This window comes from Mycobacteriales bacterium (genome assembly GCA_035550055.1).
Lineage (GTDB): Bacteria > Actinomycetota > Actinomycetes > JAFAQI01 > JAFAQI01 > DASZTV01.
Genome location: DASZRO010000049.1, coordinates 18,947 through 37,144, shown reverse-complemented (window position 1 = coordinate 37,144; position 18,198 = coordinate 18,947). Strand labels below are relative to the sequence as shown.

At 69.4% G+C, this 18,198-nt stretch carries 17 protein-coding genes; 11 read left to right on the top strand and 6 right to left on the bottom strand.

Features of this window, described 5'->3' with window-relative positions:
- Positions 1–21: 21 nt before the first annotated feature.
- Both VG899_07905 and VG899_07900 read left to right on the top strand, forming a co-directional pair.
- Positions 22–1,257 carry an alpha/beta hydrolase-fold protein gene (locus VG899_07905; GenBank protein HWA66278.1) on the top strand — a complete coding sequence of 412 codons (1,236 nt, stop codon included), beginning with the start codon at positions 22–24 and terminating at the stop codon, positions 1,255–1,257.
- Between the two features lie 17 nt (positions 1,258–1,274).
- Positions 1,275–1,601, top strand: coding sequence for a hypothetical protein (locus tag VG899_07900; protein ID HWA66277.1), 327 nt, complete (start codon positions 1,275–1,277; stop codon positions 1,599–1,601).
- Between the two features lie 321 nt (positions 1,602–1,922).
- Here the strand turns inward: VG899_07900 and VG899_07895 are convergent, their stop codons facing one another.
- The 5 genes from VG899_07895 to VG899_07875 all read right to left on the bottom strand — a co-directional run bounded on the left by VG899_07895 (position 1,923) and on the right by VG899_07875 (position 5,893).
- The gene (locus tag VG899_07895; GenBank protein ID HWA66276.1) at positions 1,923–2,549 is read right to left on the bottom strand and encodes a peroxiredoxin; all 627 of its coding nucleotides are present in this window, start codon (positions 2,547–2,549) and stop codon (positions 1,923–1,925) included.
- A gap of 71 nt (positions 2,550–2,620) precedes the next feature.
- Complete coding sequence (locus VG899_07890; protein ID HWA66275.1) at positions 2,621–3,178, bottom strand: type 1 glutamine amidotransferase domain-containing protein; 558 nt, start codon at positions 3,176–3,178, stop codon at positions 2,621–2,623.
- Positions 3,179–3,186: 8 nt separating this feature from the next.
- Positions 3,187–3,687 (bottom strand): hemerythrin domain-containing protein, encoded by a 501-nt coding sequence (locus VG899_07885; GenBank protein ID HWA66274.1) that lies wholly within the window; start codon positions 3,685–3,687, stop codon positions 3,187–3,189.
- 94 nt (positions 3,688–3,781) lie between these two features.
- The gene (locus VG899_07880; protein ID HWA66273.1) at positions 3,782–5,218 is read right to left on the bottom strand and encodes an AMP-binding protein; all 1,437 of its coding nucleotides are present in this window, start codon (positions 5,216–5,218) and stop codon (positions 3,782–3,784) included.
- A gap of 3 nt (positions 5,219–5,221) precedes the next feature.
- Positions 5,222–5,893, bottom strand: a complete 672-nt coding sequence (locus tag VG899_07875; protein HWA66272.1) for a TetR/AcrR family transcriptional regulator — start codon at positions 5,891–5,893, stop codon at positions 5,222–5,224.
- Between the two features lie 151 nt (positions 5,894–6,044).
- Here VG899_07875 and VG899_07870 point away from each other — a divergent pair, with 151 nt between their 5' ends.
- Genes VG899_07870 through VG899_07835 form a run of 8 tightly spaced genes read left to right on the top strand, consistent with a single transcriptional unit; the run spans position 6,045 to position 15,763 of the window.
- Complete coding sequence (locus VG899_07870; protein ID HWA66271.1) at positions 6,045–7,658, top strand: hypothetical protein; 1,614 nt, start codon at positions 6,045–6,047, stop codon at positions 7,656–7,658.
- A gap of 24 nt (positions 7,659–7,682) precedes the next feature.
- The gene (locus VG899_07865; GenBank protein HWA66270.1) at positions 7,683–8,483 is read left to right on the top strand and encodes an alpha/beta fold hydrolase; all 801 of its coding nucleotides are present in this window, start codon (positions 7,683–7,685) and stop codon (positions 8,481–8,483) included.
- Between the two features lie 7 nt (positions 8,484–8,490).
- The gene (locus VG899_07860; protein HWA66269.1) at positions 8,491–8,958 is read left to right on the top strand and encodes a hypothetical protein; all 468 of its coding nucleotides are present in this window, start codon (positions 8,491–8,493) and stop codon (positions 8,956–8,958) included.
- Positions 8,955–11,141 carry an MFS transporter gene (locus tag VG899_07855; GenBank protein HWA66268.1) on the top strand — a complete coding sequence of 729 codons (2,187 nt, stop codon included), beginning with the start codon at positions 8,955–8,957 and terminating at the stop codon, positions 11,139–11,141. Before VG899_07860 ends, VG899_07855 begins: the two co-directional genes overlap by 4 nt.
- The gene (locus VG899_07850; protein HWA66267.1) at positions 11,138–14,101 is read left to right on the top strand and encodes a branched-chain amino acid ABC transporter permease/ATP-binding protein; all 2,964 of its coding nucleotides are present in this window, start codon (positions 11,138–11,140) and stop codon (positions 14,099–14,101) included. The genes VG899_07855 and VG899_07850 overlap by 4 nt, the downstream gene beginning before the upstream one ends.
- Positions 14,098–14,406: a hypothetical protein gene (locus tag VG899_07845; protein HWA66266.1), complete on the top strand. Its 309-nt coding sequence runs from the start codon at positions 14,098–14,100 to the stop codon at positions 14,404–14,406. The genes VG899_07850 and VG899_07845 overlap by 4 nt, the downstream gene beginning before the upstream one ends.
- The gene (locus VG899_07840; GenBank protein HWA66265.1) at positions 14,403–14,768 is read left to right on the top strand and encodes a hypothetical protein; all 366 of its coding nucleotides are present in this window, start codon (positions 14,403–14,405) and stop codon (positions 14,766–14,768) included. Before VG899_07845 ends, VG899_07840 begins: the two co-directional genes overlap by 4 nt.
- On the top strand, positions 14,765–15,763 hold the full coding sequence (locus tag VG899_07835) for a hypothetical protein (protein ID HWA66264.1): 999 nt from the start codon (positions 14,765–14,767) through the stop codon (positions 15,761–15,763). The genes VG899_07840 and VG899_07835 overlap by 4 nt, the downstream gene beginning before the upstream one ends.
- A gap of 16 nt (positions 15,764–15,779) precedes the next feature.
- On the opposite strand, the gene VG899_07830 is transcribed toward VG899_07835, so the two are convergent.
- Positions 15,780–17,087 (bottom strand): D-arabinono-1,4-lactone oxidase, encoded by a 1,308-nt coding sequence (locus VG899_07830; GenBank protein HWA66263.1) that lies wholly within the window; start codon positions 17,085–17,087, stop codon positions 15,780–15,782.
- A 48-nt stretch (positions 17,088–17,135) separates the two neighbouring features.
- On the opposite strand from VG899_07830, the gene VG899_07825 reads away from it, so the two are divergent.
- Entirely contained in the window at positions 17,136–18,143 is a 1,008-nt protein-coding gene (locus VG899_07825; protein HWA66262.1) for an alanine racemase, read from the top strand.
- Positions 18,144–18,198: the final 55 nt, after the last annotated feature.

Here is an 18,198-nt window from a genome sequence, read left to right as displayed (position 1 = left end):
TTGCCGATTAGTGTCCCGGACGTGATCCGCGTCCGTTGGCCGGTAGCAGCAGCGCTCAGCGCGGCGCTGACGCTCGGCGCGGCGGGAGGCGCGGCGGTAGGCGCAGCGGGAAGCGCGCCCGCAGCGCACAGCGCCGTGGCGAGCGTCGGGCCGCGGCTGGTCACCACGACGATCCCGGACCCGCAGGACTACGTTCCGGCGAAGTGGCTGCCCTACCCCGGTCAGCCTCGTGCGGACGTGCTGCTGCCGGCCGGCTACGACCCCGCCGAGCGCTACCCGCTGGTGCTCAACCTGGGCGGGCTCGGCGGCGACTACGCCAAGGCGGCGCTCGGGACGAGCGTCCACATCAACGCGATCGTGGTCACCCCGGAGCCGTACAACGGCTGGTACGACGACTGGTGGAACAACGGCAAGCGCCGTGACCCCGCGTGGGAGAGCTACTTCCTCGACGACGTGGTCCCGTGGATCCTCCACCACTACCGGATCCGCCCGCAGCGACGCTGGCACGCCGTGATCGGGATCTCGATGGGCGGGCTCGGCGCGACCTACCTCGGCGGCCGGTTGCCGGGCTTCTTCGGCACCGTCGCGAGCCTGTCCGGCTTCCTCGACCCGCAGTACTTCGGTGCGATCACCCAGGAGGGCATGGGGATCGTCTCGGCGGCCCCGCTGCGTGACGACCACGCGTCCTACCCGGTGCTCGGCCCGCCCGACGGCTTCTACGCGACCGGCCACAACCCCACCCGCCTGGTGCAGAACCTGCAACACACGCACGTCTTCCTGACGACAGGCACCGGCGTACCGAGCAAGGCGGGCATCGACCAGAACCTGGTCCTCGCACTCGGTGGCGGCGGGCTCGAGGGCCCGATCATCTACCCGATGAACGTGCTGTTCAGGCAGGCCGCGCAGCGTGCCGGTGTCGCAGTCACGTACGTGCCTCACCCTGGCGGACACGACGGGCCGGACTTCTCCAAAGAACTGGCCGCCGCGATCGCCTGGGGATTGTTCAAGCCCGTCGTCGACCATCCGCGGACCTGGACGAACCAGACGGTCGCGACCAGCGGACACCTGTGGAACATCAGCTATCGATTCGATCGGCCGCCGACTGCGGTCGTGCGCTTCACCGCGGCGTACGGCAGGCTGACGATCAGCCACGCGGGGTCTGCGGTCACCGTCGAGACCTCAGGCGGCTGCCGGATCCATACCGCCACTCCGGCGACGTTGGACCTGGCGAGCCGGGACTGCTTAGTCGTCAGGTGAGCGGGCACAACGCCGCCATGAGTGAAGCTGTGAGCGACGTGTTGTCGAACCTGCGCGAGAAGGCACCGAAGAACATGCCCTCGGCGAAAGACGCGACCGAAGCGGTTCGGTCGCATCTGCCGTCGGTGGATGTCGAGACGGTCCGCTCGCATCTGCCGTCACTCAAGGACGTCGATCCGTCCGCGGTCACCGATCGGCTGCCCAAGGGACGCAGCCGATGGGCGATGTTGGGCGTCGTGCTGGGTGGAGTGGCCGCGGCCGCCGCGGTGTTCGGCATCACCCGCCGCCGCCGAGCTTCTGAGCCGTCGGCGAGCATGTACACGCCGCCGCTGCCGAAGCCCTGAGCTTTCGCCCCCTCGGACGCCGAAGCGCCTCGCTGCCGACTAGGACAGCGAGGCGCTCCACCGTTCCGCAGACTGCTTGCGCGGATTGCCTATGTGCCAGCCCTTGCATCGAGGGCAATAGTGCGCCGCAAGCATGAAGTCCTCGTCGGCGTTACGCCGGCGCGCCATGGCGTACCACGCCTGTCGATCCGCGTCGGCGTACGTCGCGTAGCGCTGCCTGCCGTCGCAGAGGTCTGTCGATAGGTGGGAAGTGGTACTCACACGTCATTGATGCCCGGCGGTCATGATCGTTACTCCTCCGCCGGGCATCCGACGCGACGATCAGGGCTGGTCGGCGTACCTGAGGTAGGAGTTCTTCTCCTCGACGTTCGCGAACTTCGCCCGCGCGTCCTCGGTCGAGATCGTCGGCGACACGATGACGCGGTCACCCGGCTTCCAGTCGACCGGGGTCGAGATCGGGTCCCGGTCCGTGGCCTGTAGCGCGTCGATGACGCGCACGATCTCGTCGAAGTTGCGGCCGACGGACTTCGGGTAGGTCAGGGTCAGCCGCACCTTGTTGTTCGGCGCGATGATGAACACCGACCGTACGGTGCTCGAGTCGCCCTCACCCGGGTGGAGCATGTCGTAGAGCTCAGACACCTTGTGCGACTCGTCGGCAATGATCGGGAAGTTCACCTCGCTGCCCGTGGCCGCGGCGATGTCGGGCGCCCAGCCGTTGTGGTTGTCGACGGAGTCCACCGACACGGCGATCGCCTTCGTGTTCCGCTTGTCGAACTCGCTCTTCAACGCCGCGGTGCGACCGAGTTCGGTCGTGCAGACGGGCGTGAAGTCAGCGGGGTGGCTGAACAGCACCGCCCACGAGTCGCCCTTCCACTGGTAGAAGTCGATCTCGCCCTCTGTGGTGTCGGCGGTGAAGTTGGGGGCGTCGTCGCCCAGCCGGATGCTCATGGTGCTCCTCTTGAGGGGAAACGGGCGGTGCAGAGTGCCGCCCTGGCGACGTTGAATCTAGTCGCCGCCGGTTACGCAGCCGCGAACCGATCCACCATTTCCCGGCAGAAGGCGTCGAGGTCGTCCGGCTTCCTCGACGAGATCAGCACGTTCGACCCGCCTGTGCACACCACGACCTGCTCGTCCACCCAGTCGGCGCCCGCGTTTCGCAGATCCGTCTGCAGGCTCGGCCAGCTGGTCATCTTCCGGTCACGGACCACGTCGGCCTCCACCAGCGTCCATGGCGCGTGGCAGATCGCGGCAACCGGCTTGCCCGCGTCGAAGAACGACTTCGCGAACGCGACCGCGGCCGGCTCGGTCCGCAGCTGGTCCGGGTTGGCGACCCCGCCCGGCAGCACGAGGGCGTCGTAGTCCTGCGCGCTCGCGTCCGCGACGCTGACGTCGACCGGGAACTCGTCCGCCTTGTCGAGATGGTTGAACCCCTGTGCCTTCCCCGCTTCGGGTGCGACCAGCTTGGGGGTGCCGCCGGCCGCCTCGACCGCCCGCCACGGCTCGGTGAGCTCCACCTGCTCGACGCCCTCGTTGGCCACCAGGAAGGCGATCGTCTTGCCGTCGAGTTCGTTGGCCATCGCTGCTCCTAGGAGACGAGCGCCTTGACGGCCTTGACCAGCGACTTCGGGTTCGACGGCCGGCGCGGCGACTTGGCTTTCAGCTCCTCGAGCCGGGTCCCGATCGCCTGGAGCTCGTTACGACCGAGCTTCTCGCGCACCTGCGGGAACCACTCGGTCTCCTCTTCCTCGATGTGGTGCTCGACGTTCTCGATCAAAACGGCGACCTTCGCGTCGAAATGCTTGTGTTCAGGACTCATCGCGGCGAGCTCCATGCACAGCACGTCCGCCACGTGGTGCTCCTCGAGCGACTCGAGAATGTCGTCCTCCAGCTCGGGAACCTGCTCCCGGACGGCCGGGTACATCCCCTCGTTCTCGATGTAGGTGTGCACGGTGAGCTCTTCGAGGATCTTGTCGACGAGCTTCGCCTTGGTGGCCGTCGCATTCTCCCCGGCGCCCTTGAACTCGCGAAACAGCGCGCGAACCCTCTTGTGGTCTTCCTTCAGCATCACGATGGCGTCGTTCGACATCCGAGAACCTCCTCGACAGATGTCAGACGAATCCCCGGCTGCGGGTCGGGCAAACGCGCGACTTCGTCTCAGCCGGACCGCTGCCGGCCGGCGCCTAACCGGGAAGGCGTTCGGCGCGAAGCTGCGAGCGGCGTACCTTCGCCGCATCGTCGCGCAGCGGCTGCGCCACCCGCTCGAAGGTCCGCGGCACCTTGTATTTCGTCAACCGCTCGCCGCACCACGACCGCAGCTCGTCGTCACTGACCTCGTCGCGAAGCTGCACCAACGCGTGCAGCCGGTTGCCGAGGTCGTCGTCCGGCAGCCCGATGACACATGACGACAGCACGTGCGGATGCTCATCGAGCGCGGCCTCGACCTCGGCGGGGTAGACGTTGCTGCCGCCGACCAGGACCATATCCGTCAACCGGTCGTTGAGGTAGAGGTAGCCGTCGGCGTCCATCCAGCCCAGGTCGCCGAGTGACTCCCAGCCGTCCTCGCGGGCCCTCGGCTCCGCTCCGATGTATTTGTAAGTCGGGCCGGCGTCGGACTTCATCCACACCTCGCCGACCTCGCCGGTCGGCAACGGCTTGCCGTCCGGATCACAGATCTGCATCTGCCCGATCAGTGGCTTGCCGACCGAGCCGCGGTGCTCGAGCCATTCGGTGCCGCTGATGAACGTCGCAGCCTGCGCCTCGGTCCCGGCGTAGAGCTCCATGATGCGTTCTCCGCCGAGCCAGTCGATCCACGCCTGCTTGAGGTACGGCGGGCACGGCGCCGCCATGTGCATCACCGTGTGCAGGGTCGACAGGTCGTAGCGGAGGCGGACGTCGTCAGGCAGCTTCGTGATCCGCGACATCATCGTCGGCACGAGGTAGACCCATCCGACACGTTCCCGTTCGATGAGCGCGAGGGTGGTCTCGGCGTCGAAGCGGCCCGGCAGGACGACATGGCCGCCGAGCGCGATCGTCGCGGTCGAGGTCAGGAACGGCCCGTTGTGGTGCATCGGCGCAGTGATCAAGGACGTGTCCTCGGCCTTGATCCGCATGACCTGGCCGAGCAGGGCGAGCCCCTCCACCTCGGCCGGGTTCGTGGCAACGATCAGCTTCGGCCGACCGGTCGACCCGCCGGACATCGGCGCCTTGAAGTTGGGTGAGACCACGTCGGGCAACGGCTCGCGAGCCTGCCCGGTCGGCTCGGGCAGCGTGAGCATCGTCGGCGCGAGGTCGCCGCCGTCGAAGCCGATCGCCATCGCCGGCTTCGCCAGCTCGAGGACCGCGTCCAGCTCGGCGCGCGGCATGTTCGCCGCTACCGGCTGTGGCGTCGCCCCCACCAGCCACGTGGCGATCGAAGCCACCACGTGGGAGGCGTCGCTCGGCAGCCCGATCGAGACCAGGTCGCCCACCCCGACGCCTTGGTCATGCAGTGCGTGAGCCACGGTGTCGGCGCGGTCGAGCAGCTCCCGACGCGACAGTGTCGCTTTGGTGTCGGTGACCGCCGGGGCGTCGGGCTTGGCGGCCGCGAACGCGCGCAGTGCCGCCGGGATCGAGGTCATGCGTCAGGCTCCAACCATCCGAAGTGCCAGCTCGGCGTAGACGTCGCACAGCTGCTCTGCCGAGATCTCGTCTTGATAGGGATACCAGCGGGCCGCGTCGACCCCCATGCTGGCCATCGCGAAGATCGCGGCCTGCGGCGCGTCGAGGGTGAACACTCCCTCCTCGACCCCACGGTTGAGCACCTCGCTCACCAGGCCGCCGGACTTCCGGCGTACCGACTCGAGTGCGATCGCTGCCTCGGGCGTCAGGTGTCGCACCTCGTGGTTCACGACGAGACCGAGGTTCGGGTACTCGCAGTGCACCGCGACATGGGTGCGGATCGCCGATCGCAGCTGCTCGACCGGTCCGGCTGAGGAGTTCACCACTGCGGCGATCAGCCGCTCGAGGTGCGTGCCCACTCCGAGCGTCACCAGCTCGGTCAGCATCGCGTCCTTGGACGCGAAATGGTTGTAGAGGCTTGCCGACTGCATCCCGGCAGCGCCAGCCACGTCCCTGATCGACGTCGCGGCGAAGCCTTGCTCGGCGAACAGCACGAGGCAGGCGCCGAGCACTCGGCGCTGCCCCAGCGTCAGGTGCTCGGTGGGCGGCAGGGCGCGGGGATCGAGGTCGCTTCGCCAGCGCCGAGTCACCACCGTCGCAGGCGCAACGGCGAGCCGCTCGTTGCGCTTGCCCACGCCGAAAGCAAACCCAACTCGGAGCCGCTCTGTCAACGATCGTTCGATCGCATCAAACCTTCCTTGACTTGCAGGACAGCAGGTGGCTTACTTCACGGCTAACTATCAACTGATAGTCCGGCCCGCAGTGCTTGCTCTACGACGAGGTGCGATGAACCGCAGCAGCCGCCGAAGCCGTCTACGCACCACCGCGGTCGCCGGCATCGCGCTGCTGTCGGTGGCGGCATGCGGCACCACGGTCCGCAACGCACACGCCGTCCTCAGCCAGCGTGCCGACGAAGGCTTCGACGGGTCGACCCAGGTCATCGTCCCCGGCGAGGTCGTCCCGACCGCCGCGACCGGCTCGAGCCCGACCGGTCCGAGCGGCACGGTCCCCGCCGTCCCGAGGGCGACCGCGGGCGGCGCGGAACCGACGATTTCGGCGAGCGCCAGCCCGACGGGCCGCGCCGGGCGCGCTACTGCCCCAACCGGCGCGACCTCGGCGGCGACGCCGAGTTCCACCGCGCCGCCGTCCACGCCGACGCCGACGGGCAAGGTCTACAAGGGTCCCGCGAAGCTGTCGGCGGTCGAGGTCGGGATCGTCTACAGCGGGGACCTCGGTGCCTTCGCGAAGCTGTTCGGGGGCAGTGACGACCTCGGCAACCTGCAGACCGACGCCAACGCGGCCATCGGCTACGTGAACAAGCACGGCGGACTCGCCGGGCACGTCCTCGAACCGGTCTACTACTCGATCCCGCTGACGAGCACGCAGCCGTACTCCACCACGATGGCGGCGATCTGCAGCGACTGGACGCAGGACCACCACGTCGCGATCGGCGTCGCCGTCGGCTTTGCCATCCCGAACGATCTCGCCGCCTGTCTGAGCAGCCACCACATCCCGTATGTCTCGGGAGGCGGCTACCTCCACGACAACAACTCCTACCGGAACATCCCTTACCTCGTGAGCCCGTACGAGGCGACGACGACGGACGTCATGTCCGCGCTGGTGAAGACGATGCTGGCCGACCACGTGCTGAGCTCGAAGAGCCGCGTCGGCGTCATGCTGGGCACCAACGAGACCGCAGCGGTCGACGCTTACAACGACGTGGTCGTACCCATGCTCAAGGGAAGGGTGGCCTCGGTCACTTCGTACGGGATCGAGTACCCGCCATCGACGCAGGCGGCCGTCGCCGAGGCGCAAACCGTCTCGAACGACGAACTCCACATGCGGGCGAACGGCGTGACGAACGTGCTCTTCCTTGCGCCCGGCGTCGAAGGCAGCTTCATCCAGGACGCCTACCAGCAGCACTGGTACCCCAAGTACGCGCTGACCTCGCTCGACAGCCCGTGGGCACTCGCCGAGGCGCACACCAAGATGGTCCTCGGCGCGCTGGCCGGCGCGATCGGTGTCGGTTGGCAGCCCACCGCCGATGTCGGCACCTACGGGTCGAGCGTCTTCGAGAACTCCGCGACCCGACTGTGCGCCGAGATCGAGCGGCCGACCGGCCAGCTCACCAACAACGTGCAGGAGTTCGCGACCTTCCAGTACTGCGACGCCATGCTGTTCGTCCAGGCCGCTGCGAACGCCTCTGGCGCCTCGAACATCACCGGAGCCAGCCTGCTCGACGGCTACAACAAGCTGGGCTCGTCACGGGCTGACGCGGTGACGTTCACCTCGACTCTCGACCCGCAACACCACGCGGGCGCAAGCGCGTACCGACCGTTGGCTTTCGACTCGAGCTGCCGGTGCTTCCACTACACCGGCCCCGTCACGCCGTTCTCCTGACCGTCACCGACCCGAGGACCTCACATGCCATTCGTCAGCAGCAACGGCGTCCGGATCCACTGGGAACAGCAGGGCGAAGGCTCCCCGCTGTTGCTGATCATGGGCCACAAGTACAGCGCCGAGATGTGGTGGCCGGTGCGCGACGCCCTGACCGAGCAGCACCACGTCGTGTGGTTCGACAACCGGGGCACCGGGCAGAGCCGGGCGGCGCGGACCGCGTCGGTCGCCGAGATGGTCGCCGACGCCCTCGCCGTGATGGACGCGGCGGGACTCGACTCGGCCCATGTCTGGGGTGTGTCGATGGGGGGCGGCATCGCCCAACAGCTCGCGATCACCGCGCCGGAGCGGGTACGTTCCCTCATCCTCGGCTGCACGGCCATCAAGACCGAGGTCGTCAAGCCGCATCCGGTGCTCGGGTCGGTGCTCCTACGGATCCCGCCGGGCGTCCTCAGAGTGTTCACCGGCAGCAAGGCCTACCCGAACGTGCCCGCCGACGTCGCCCGGCGCGACTACGCGATGTTGAAGAAGGACCGGTTCTCCACCCGCGGGGTCGTCGCACAACACGTCGGCATCTCCGAGTTCAGCATGACGCTCGGCGACGCCGCCACGATCTCGGTTCCGGCCCTCGTCCAGCACGGCACGGCGGACAACCTCGTGCCGTACGAGAAGGGCCAGGAGATCGCCCGGACCATCCCCGGCGCCCGGCTGTCGAGCTACGAAGGCGCGGCACACAACTACCTGCTGATGGACATCGAGCGGGTCACCCGCGAGGCACTCGACTTCTACGCCGAGGTCGACGCGTCCACGACGCCGGCGAGCGCCTGACCACACCGTGCGAATCTCCGGTCCATCGCTCACGGCCACGGCACTCGCCGTCACGGCCGCCGCCGCCATCAGCGGCTGCAGCGGGTTGGAGTTCGTCCAGGATCACCGCCTCAGCTTCACCGCGCCGGCGGAGGACCAGCTGACCCGCCTCCCGGTGACGCTGTCGTGGACGATGAAGCCGCCGGGCGACTACCGCTTCGGGATCTTCATCGACCAGCAAGCCGTCAAAGTCGGGCACAACATCGACTCGGTGCTGCCCAAGGGCACCCGTGCGACGCCCGCGCTGCTGGCGGCCACCAATGTGTACGAGACCGATCAGGACCACATCACGATCCGGATCATCCCCGACCTCGACTACGACCGCGCCTCCCGCCAACGTCATCAAGCGACCGTCGTACTCCTCGCACCCAACGGCGACCGACTCAACGAGAGCGCGTGGGTACGCGAGTTCGACCTGCCGAAGAGCGCGCCGTGACCGCCGCGAACGGCGCGGCCGTGCCGGCGCCGGTCGGCGACCGTCTCGCGGCACGGCGTCAGGCCGCCCGCGCAACACTCGGCTTGCAGGGAACGCAGGCTGAACCGGCCCAGGACGATCCGCGGTCGCTTCGCGCCGTCCTGCGCGAGCACGGCGTCGGGCTCTACCCGATGGTCGCGTTGGGGGTGCTCGGCTTCGTCGACCTGTTCCAGGGCAGCGCGCTCGTCGTCGTCGCGCCCGACGTCCGCAACACCCTCGGTCTGTCGTTCGGGCTGATCGGGCTGGCGCAGTCGCTGGGCTTCCTGGCCCAGGCGGTGGCGCCGTTGCCCATGGCCGCACTCGCCCGCAGCTGGGGGCGGCGCGGCCTGCTCTGTCTGATCACCGCGATCGGGTGGAGCGTCATCACGCTGTTCACCGGGTTCGTGACGTCGCTGGTCGCACTGCTTCTCGTCCTGGTCGCCGACGGATTGTCGACCGGAAGCGTCAATGCGTTGCACACGCCGCTCCTCGCCGACACCTATCCGCCACAGGCCAGGCTGCGGGTGCTCACCGGATACCGCGCGATCACCGTGGTCGGGCAGATCGTCGCGCCGCTACTGGTGTCGCTGCTGACCGGGCCGTTCGACCTGACCTGGCGCGGGGTGTTCCTGGTGCTCGGCGGGATCTCGGTGCTGAGCTCGCTGTGCGCGATCGGAGTTCGGGACCCGGGTGCGGGACGCTTCGACACCGAACAGCTGCACGCCGACCGCGCCGTCGAGGGCGGGCCGCAGCTCGGGTTCTTCGAGATCGTCAGGAGGATCCTGCTGATCCCCACGATCCAGCGGATCTGCGTGGGCACTCTCGTGTTCGGCATCATCGCGATCCCGTTCACGACGTTCCTGTCATCGTTCCTGGTCGACCGCTGGCACTTCGACTCGGCAGCGCGCGGCGTCGTCATCTCGACGGCGTACGGCATCGCCACCCTCGGTCTGCTGGTCTACGGCAAGGTCGCCGAGACGACCTTCGCTCACAGCCCGGCCAAGGTCGTGGAACAGGTCGGCTACGCGATCTTCGGCATCGTCTTGTTCATCGCGCTCGCCGCGGTCATGCCCAACAAGATCGCGATGGTCGCGATGTTCGCATTCGCGATCACCGCGCTGGTGCTCACCTTGCCGGGCCTGAACGCGATCGTGCTCTCGATCGTCGACGCGCGCTACCGGCCGCACGCCGCCGCGATGATCGGCATCTCCCTCGGGTTCGGCGCGATCCTGGGCGTGCTGTTGCTCAACAGCGTCTACGAGGAGTACGGGTCGACGGGGACGATGATCGCGCTGCTGGTCCCCGGCACGTTGGGCTCCCTCGTCGTACGGTCGGCCGGCAAGCTGATCGACAGCGACATCGACCGGATGGTCGACGCCATCCTCGAGGAGCAGGATCTCGCCGCGCTTCACCGCGACGGGCGACGGCCGCCGCTGCTGGCCGCAACCGGGGTCAACTTCTCCTACGGCAAGCTGCAAGTGCTCTTCGACGTCGACTTCACGGTTGACGAGGGCGAGATGGTCGCGTTGCTCGGGACGAACGGCGCGGGCAAATCGACGTTGCTCAAGGTGATCTCCGGGATCGGACTGCCATCCTCCGGCACCGTGCGCCTCAACGGCGACGACATCACCTACCTCGACGCCGAACGTCGGGTGCGGCTCGGCATCAGCCAGATCCCGGGCGGTCGCGCCGTCTTCCGCCGGATGACCGTCGTCGAGAACCTGCGTGGCTTCGGCTACACCCTCGGCGCCGACAAGCGCACGATCGACGATGCCATCGAGCGGTGCCTCACCGCCTTCCCCCGGCTCGCCGAACGCAAGGCGTCGCTGGGGGCCACCCTGTCGGGCGGCGAGCAGCAGATGCTCGGCCTGTGCAAGGCGCTGATCCTCGAGCCGAAGCTGTTGTTGATCGACGAGCTCTCGCTCGGGCTCGCACCGGTCGTCGTCGGGCAGTTGCTCGACCTGGTCCGCGAGATCAACGCCGCCGGCACCGCCGTCGTACTCGTCGAGCAGTCGGTCAACATCGCGCTGTCCCTCGTCGACCACGCCTACTTCATGGAGAAGGGCGAGATGCGATTCGACGGGAAGGCGGGCGAGCTGCTGGCGCGCGACGACCTGCTGCGGGCCGTCTTCCTCGAGGGCGCGAGCAAGGCGGGCGTGGCGTGACGGCGGTCCGGGCGGCGCGCCCCGCCGCCGTGACGGTCGCGATCCTCGCGGCTGCGCTCCTCGTCGCGGAGTTCCTGCTGCCGCACGTCCTTCACGTCTCGGGCACGATCAGCGGCAGGTGGCAGACCCCCGCGTCGGCCATCGTGCTCGGCCTGACGGTCGGCGTGACCTACGGGCTGCTCGCGGTCGGCCTGGTTTTGATCTACCGCTCCAGCCGGGTCATCAACTTCGCGCAAGGGCAGATGGGCGCGTTCGGGTCGGTGGCGTTCTTCTTGCTGGTCACCAAGGCCCACCTCCCGTACTGGGTCGCACTTGTCCCTGCCCTGGCCATCGCGGGCGCAGTGGGCGCGGTGACGGAGACCGCCGTGATCCGCCGGCTCGGCAAGGCGCCGCTCGCGGTCAGTGTCGTGGCGACGCTCGGCGTAGGGCTGTTCCTGGTCGTCTTCGCAACGCTGATCGATCCGAGCGCAGGAGCGGGTGGGGTCTTCCCGTCGCCACCGGGCATGCCGTCGTTCCGGGTCGGTGCGCTCGAGGTCGGACCGGCATACTCCGCGATGCTGATCCTCTCGCCGATCCTCGTCCTGCTGGTCGGCGGGTTCCTGCGCTACAGCCGAGTCGGCGTCGCGATGCGCTGCGCGGCCGACAACCCCGAGGCCGCCCGGATGGCCGGCATCTTCTCGGGCCGGATGAACTCGCTCGCCTGGGCCCTCGGCGCGGGAGTCGCCGCCTTCGCCGCGATCATGTCTGCGCCGACGTTGAGCGTCGAGCCCGGGCAGTTCGGCCCGCAGCTGCTCGAGGTCGCGCTCGCCGCCGCGGTGATCGGCCGGATGGACAACCTGCCGCTCACTCTCGTCGCGGGCACGGCGATCGGGGTCCTGGAGCAGCTGTTGCTCTGGAACTACGGCGGTCTCGGCGTGGAAAGCCTCATCCTGTTCGTGCTGATCGTCGTCGGCGCGCTCGTGCTCCTGAAGACGCCCACCGGCCGGTCCGAGGAGAAAGGGTCCTGGGCTACGGTCGCGGCACCGGCACCGATCCCTGCTGCGTTGCGCCGGCTGCCGGCGGTGCGCGCGCTCGCGCCGACGATCACGCTCGTCGTGCTGGCCGGGCTGGCGGTCCTGCCGCTGGGCATCACCAACTCGAACTCGGTCCGGATGACGCAGATCCTGTCGTTCGTGATCGTCGGCTTGTCCGTCGGGATCATCACCGGGCTGGGCGGTCAGCTGACGATCGGACAGTTCGGGATCGCGGCGGTCGGCTCGATCGCGAGCTACGAGGTCGCCTCGCGTACCCACGACTACGTCCTGTCCTTCCTCTACGCGGGTGTCGCCGCCGCGCTCGTGATGGTGGTGCTCGGGCTGTTCGCGATCCGTGCGAAAGGCCTGTTCATCACCGTCACCACCCTGTCGTTCGCGCTGCTCGTCACGAACTGGTTGCTTCCGGCGAGCTGGCTGTTCGGGTACGACGGGGTGAGTCCCGGCAGCCCGTCCGTCATGGGCGTGCACCTGGACACCGGCAAGCGCTACTACTGGTTCGCACTCGCGATGACCGTCGTCTGCTTCGCGGTCGCGCGCAACATCCGGTCAGGCGGGTTGAGCCGGCTGTTCGTCGCGGTCCGCGACAACGAGGACAACGCCCGCGCGTTCACGGTGCCCGCGACCGCGATCAAGATTCGTGGCTTTGCGATCGCCGGCTTCATCGCCGGCATCGGTGGGGCGGTCTACGCGCACTCGCTGTTCACGCTCGGCGGGGCGAGCTTCGACCCGAACGACGGGCTGTCGGTGACGGTCATGACCGTGGTGGGCGGGATCGGAAGCCTGATCGGGCCCGTCCTCGGTGCCCTTGTCGTGTTCGTGCTGCCCGACTTCGGTCACCTCCAGAGCCTGGCGATCGCCGGCACCGCGCTCGGCCAGCTGTTGATCATCGTCTATCTGCCCGGCGGCCTCATCCACGTGCTCACCCCGCTCCGCGACGCGGTGGTCAAGGCACTCGCTCGGCGCGCCGGAGTCGACGCCGAGGCGGCGTACCTCGCCGAGTCGAGCAGTGCGAGCGCGGTCGAGATCGCGGCGCCCACCAAGGCCCCGCCGATGACCGTGCCGCCACGCCCGGTCGGCGTACGTCCGATCCTGGAGGCGACCGGACTGGTCAAGTCATTCGGCGGCGTGCACGCGGTTCGCGGCGTGTCGATCGCGGTGAACCGCGGCGAGACGCTCGGCCTCATCGGACCCAACGGGGCGGGCAAGACCACGACGTTCGAGCTGCTCGCCGGCTTCACCACTCCCGACGCCGGCCAGGTGCGCCTCCACGACGAGGACGTCACAACGCTCGGCCCGGAGGCCCGGGCCCAACGCGGCCTGATCCGCAGCTTCCAGGACGCCGCACTGTTCCCGACCCTCACCGTTCTCGAGTGCGTCACGCTCTCCCTCGAGCGCACCGATCCCAGCACCCTGACGGCGGCAGTTCTCGGCCTGACCGGCGGTGAGCGCCGCAAGGAGCAACGGGCACGCGAGCTCGTGTCGTGGATGGGCCTGGACCGCTATCGCGCCGCGCAGATCCAGAACCTGTCCACCGGCACCCGGCGCATCGCCGAGATCGCCTGCCTGGTCGGCCTCGGGCCCGAGGTGCTGCTGCTCGACGAACCGTGCGCCGGAATCGCGCAGTGTGAGACCGAGGCGCTGCAGAACCTGCTGACCACGCTCAAACGCGACCTGGATCTGACGCTGTGCATCATCGAGCACGACATCCCGATGATCATGGCCATGGCGGATCGCATCGTGTGCATGGCCGACGGCGAGATCATCGCCGAAGGCACGCCCGACCGCGTGCGCAACGACCCGAACGTCGTCGAGGCCTACCTCGGGGGCAGCCTGACCGCCATCCAGCGATCGGGATCGATCGACGCGGAACACCCACGCCCTGACAGCCGAAGTCGCACGCCCGCTCTCGTGAGGACAGCCGGATGAAGGACCTGATCGCGCCGCTGCGCCGGATCCCCCACCTCGGGACCTGGCTCGGACTGCTGCTCACCGCCGCAGGATTCGTGCTCATCACCGTCGCATGGGGCAAGACGGCGGGCGAGATCGACGTACCGCTCCAGCTCCCGTACGTGATGAGCGCGGGCTTCACGGGACTCGCCCTCGTCTGCCTCGGAGTCACCCTGGTCGCGATCGACGTGCGCCTGCGAGACTCCGCGGCCCGGCGCGCGCAGTCGCTGCGGATGGCCGACGCCCTCGACGAGCTCGTCCGGCTGAGCGAGCAGGGTCGATGAAGCGGTCCAGCCCGCTCGCCCTCGCGCTGTGGTCCTGCGCGGCTCTGGTGGTGGCCGGCGGCGTCGCCATCACGGTCGGCTACGTGATCGCTGCCCGCACCCTCGACGTGTTCGACCAGATCCCGGCGTTGGTGAGCGGCGGGATCGGTGGCATCGCCCTGGTGGTGACCGGATGTGTCCTCGGCTACGTCCAGGTCGGGCGCGCCTGTGCCGAACGCGAGCGCGCCGACGACGACGCCGTGCTCCTGCGGGTCGGCACGCTCGCGGCGCTCGAGCGGCGCCGACTCGCCGCGCCGCCCGTGGCCGCACCCGCGGCACGCCCGCGGCCGCGGCGGGCGAGCGCGAAACGCGGTGGGGCATGAACGCCGGCTGGCACGCGCTGCCGTTGATCCTGACCGGTACGGCGCTGGCTCCCGGGGCACTGGCGGTCCAGTCGGCGGGCGCCAGCGCGAGCGGCGGCACCAGCGCCGCCCGTGAAACGGTCGTCGCGCTGGGTGCGGAAGCCTGGTACAGCAGCCCGAAGCTGTGCATCGCGTCGATCTGTCTGCCGATCCCGTCGCCGTTCCCCCAGGTCTACCCGGCCGGCACGTTGCACATCGGCGCAGCCGGCGGCAGCGAGTCGGCCCGCAGCTACCTCGCGTTGCGCCGTCCGCTGCCCCCGTCGACCTCGATCAGCGGCGGTACGTTGCGGCTGCCCCTGGACACCAGCCCACTCGACGGTTCGCTCGCACCGGACCTGGCGAAGGTCGAGGCGTGTACGACGACGACGCCGATCAAGGCCGTCGAAGCAGCGACGACTCCGCCGCCTCCGGTCGACTGCCAGGGGGCGCCCGTCAGCCACCTCATCGGAACCCCGGCGGTGGAGCTCGACATCGGCCTGAAACCGATCGCCGCTCGCCTCGAGAAGCGGGGCACCAGCCTTGCGCTGCTGCCGGTGCTCTCACTCGGCGCGACCTTCGACGTCACGGTCTCGGCGGACACCCGGCCGAAGGGCTCCGCCACCGCACCCGTCCTCATCCTCGACAACGCCACGACCGACGGCGCGGCGACGGGCTCGCCGCCGGACCCCGCGCCGTCGAACCCCGCGCCGTCGCCGTCAGACACGTCGGCTGCGTCGGACTCCGGCCCGGCTCCCTCGATCGCGGTCCCTGGGCTGGCGCCGCCCCCTCGAGCGAGCGAGGCACCGGGTGAGGCGGCGCCCGAACCCGTCATCGCGCCGCGGCTGGTGGCGCTGCCGTCGCGCGCCAGGGGCTTCGACTATCCGGCGGTCTTCCTCGTACCGCTGCTGGTGCTCGCGGCCCTGCTCGTGTTCGGCCGGCAACTGACCCGGCCGTTGACCCGGCCGCCGAGCCGATAGGCGGTCCGCGCCGGCATCAGGATCCGAACACCTGCGTCGTATAGACGTTGCTGAACACGCGGTCGGGGTCAACCCGGTCACGGACTGTCATCGCGTCGTCGAAGTGCGGATAACGCTCGCGTAGCGCGGCGGGGCCCAGCCAGTGCAGCTTGCCCCAGTGCGGTCGGCCGTCAGCGGCGGTGGCGATCGCCTCGACCGCCCGGAAGTACGGCTCGTAGTCGACGCGATGCCATTGGTGCACCGCGAGGTAGCCACTCGCCCGGCCCTGCGCAGTCGACAGCCAGATGTCGTCCGGCGCCGCGACCCGAACCTCGACCGGGAAGGAGATGGTGGCGCCGCTGCGCTCGATCCAGTCGCGCACCTCGCGGAAGACGGCGACCAGCCGGTCGCGAGGTACGGCGTACTCCATCTCGCGAAACCGGACGCGGCGCGGTGAGACGAAGACGCGATGGGAGACGTCCGTGAAAGTGCGAGCGGACAGCGCTTTGGCCGACAACCGGTTCAGCGCCGGGATCGACGACGGCCGCCGGTAGACGAACCGCTGGGCGGCCTCGAACACGCCGTTGGACAGCAGCTCGTCGTCGAGTAGCTCGCGCCAGCGCGGCAGCGCGGTGCGCGCCTCGCCGGGCTTCGGGCGGTTGTTGCGCTTGGTCAGCGCGACCTCGGTGTGGGGAAACCAGTAGAACTCGAAGTGCTCGTTGCCATCCGCGAGGGCGTCGAACTCCTCGAGCACCTGCTCGAGCGGCATCGGTTGCTCGACCGCCGTCAGCTCGAACCGAGGCTCGCACTGCAAGGTGACGGCCGTCACCACACCGAAGGCGCCGACGCCGACCCGGGCAGCGGCGTACAGCTCTGGGTCCGCCTGCGCCGAGACCTCTGCCACCGAGCCGTCGGCCAGGACGAGCTGCAGGCCGCGGACCTGCGTCGCGATGCCCCCGAGGCGTGCGCCGGTACCGTGCGTACCGGTCGAGAGGGCACCGGCGAGTGTCTGCGCATCGATGTCGCCGAGGTTGCTCATCGACAGCCCGGCCGCATCGAGCTCGCCGTTGAGCCGGCGCAACGTGATGGCGGCTCCCGCGGTGACGACGCCGCTGTCCCGGTCCACCGCGAGGATGCGATCCAGCCCGTCGAGCCGTAGCTGGATGTCAGGCGCGAGGGCCGTTGCGGTGAAGCTGTGGCCGGAGCCGACGGCCCGGACGGTGCGGCCGTCCGCCGCCGCCCGCCCGACAACCCGGGACACCGCCTCGACGTCGCGGGCTACGGCGACCTCGCGCGGCGTGACCGCCTGGTTACGGCCCCAGTTCTGCCACCCCGGCGACGTCACGCCCGCACGATAACGCCGCCACTGCGTTCGGATGGTTACGTTGCGCATGTGCCCTCCACCGTCGACGACCTGGTCACTCCCGCGCTGCTCGTCGACTCGGCGGCCCTCGACCGCAATCTGGCGACGATGGCGACGGCGTGGCCGGGCCGGAAGCTGCGGCCGCACGTCAAGGCGCACAAGACGACCGGCATCGCACGCCGGCAGGCGGCCCTCGGTCACACCGGGTTCACCTGCGCAACCATCCGCGAGGTCGAGGTGATGGCGGCCGCGGGCTTCGGCGAGGATCTGCTGCTCGCCAACGAGGTCATCGATGCGCGTCGGCTCGGACCGGTGGTCGACGGCGGCGCGCGGGTGACGGTGGCGATCGACTCGGACGCCACGTTGCAGGCCGCCGTCGCGGGCGGCGTCCGCGAGGTCCTGATCGACGTCAACGTCGGCCTCCCCCGATGCGGCTGCGCGCCGGACGCCGCCGGCGCCCTTGCCGATCGCGCCCGATCAGCCGGAATCGAGGTTCGCGGCGTCATGGGCTACGAGGGTCACCTGATGCACGAACCGGACGCGGTACGTCGCGCAGACCAGACGGATGAGGCCATGGGCCTGCTCGCGAGCGCGCACGCCGACGTCGGCGGAGACGTCGTCTCGGGCGGCGGCACGGGCACCTGGACCGCCAACCGCGGCGTCACCGAGCTGCAGGCGGGCTCCTATGCGCTGATGGACACGACGTACCGCGGGCTGAGCGACCTGCCGTTCGAGCAGGCGCTGACCGTTCTCGCGACCGTGATCTCGGTCGGTGACGGTTGGGCGGTGGCCGACGCCGGACTGAAGGCGTTCGGGATGGACGAGGGGAACCCGCGGTTGCCCGGCTGCACTGTCTGGTACTGCTCCGACGAGCACGTGGTGTTCTCCGCGGACGACGGCGGCCTGCCGCCGGTCGGCACCCGCGTGCGCCTCGAGCCGGCTCACATCGACCCGACGTGCGCGCTGCACGAACGGATGCACGTCCTGGCGGGCGAGGAGGTCGTCGACGTCTGGCCGGTCGACATGCGCGGCTGGTGAGGCCCGCGGCCGACGGCGAACGCTGCCGGGGAGTTCACGAACTCGTCCTTGCGAT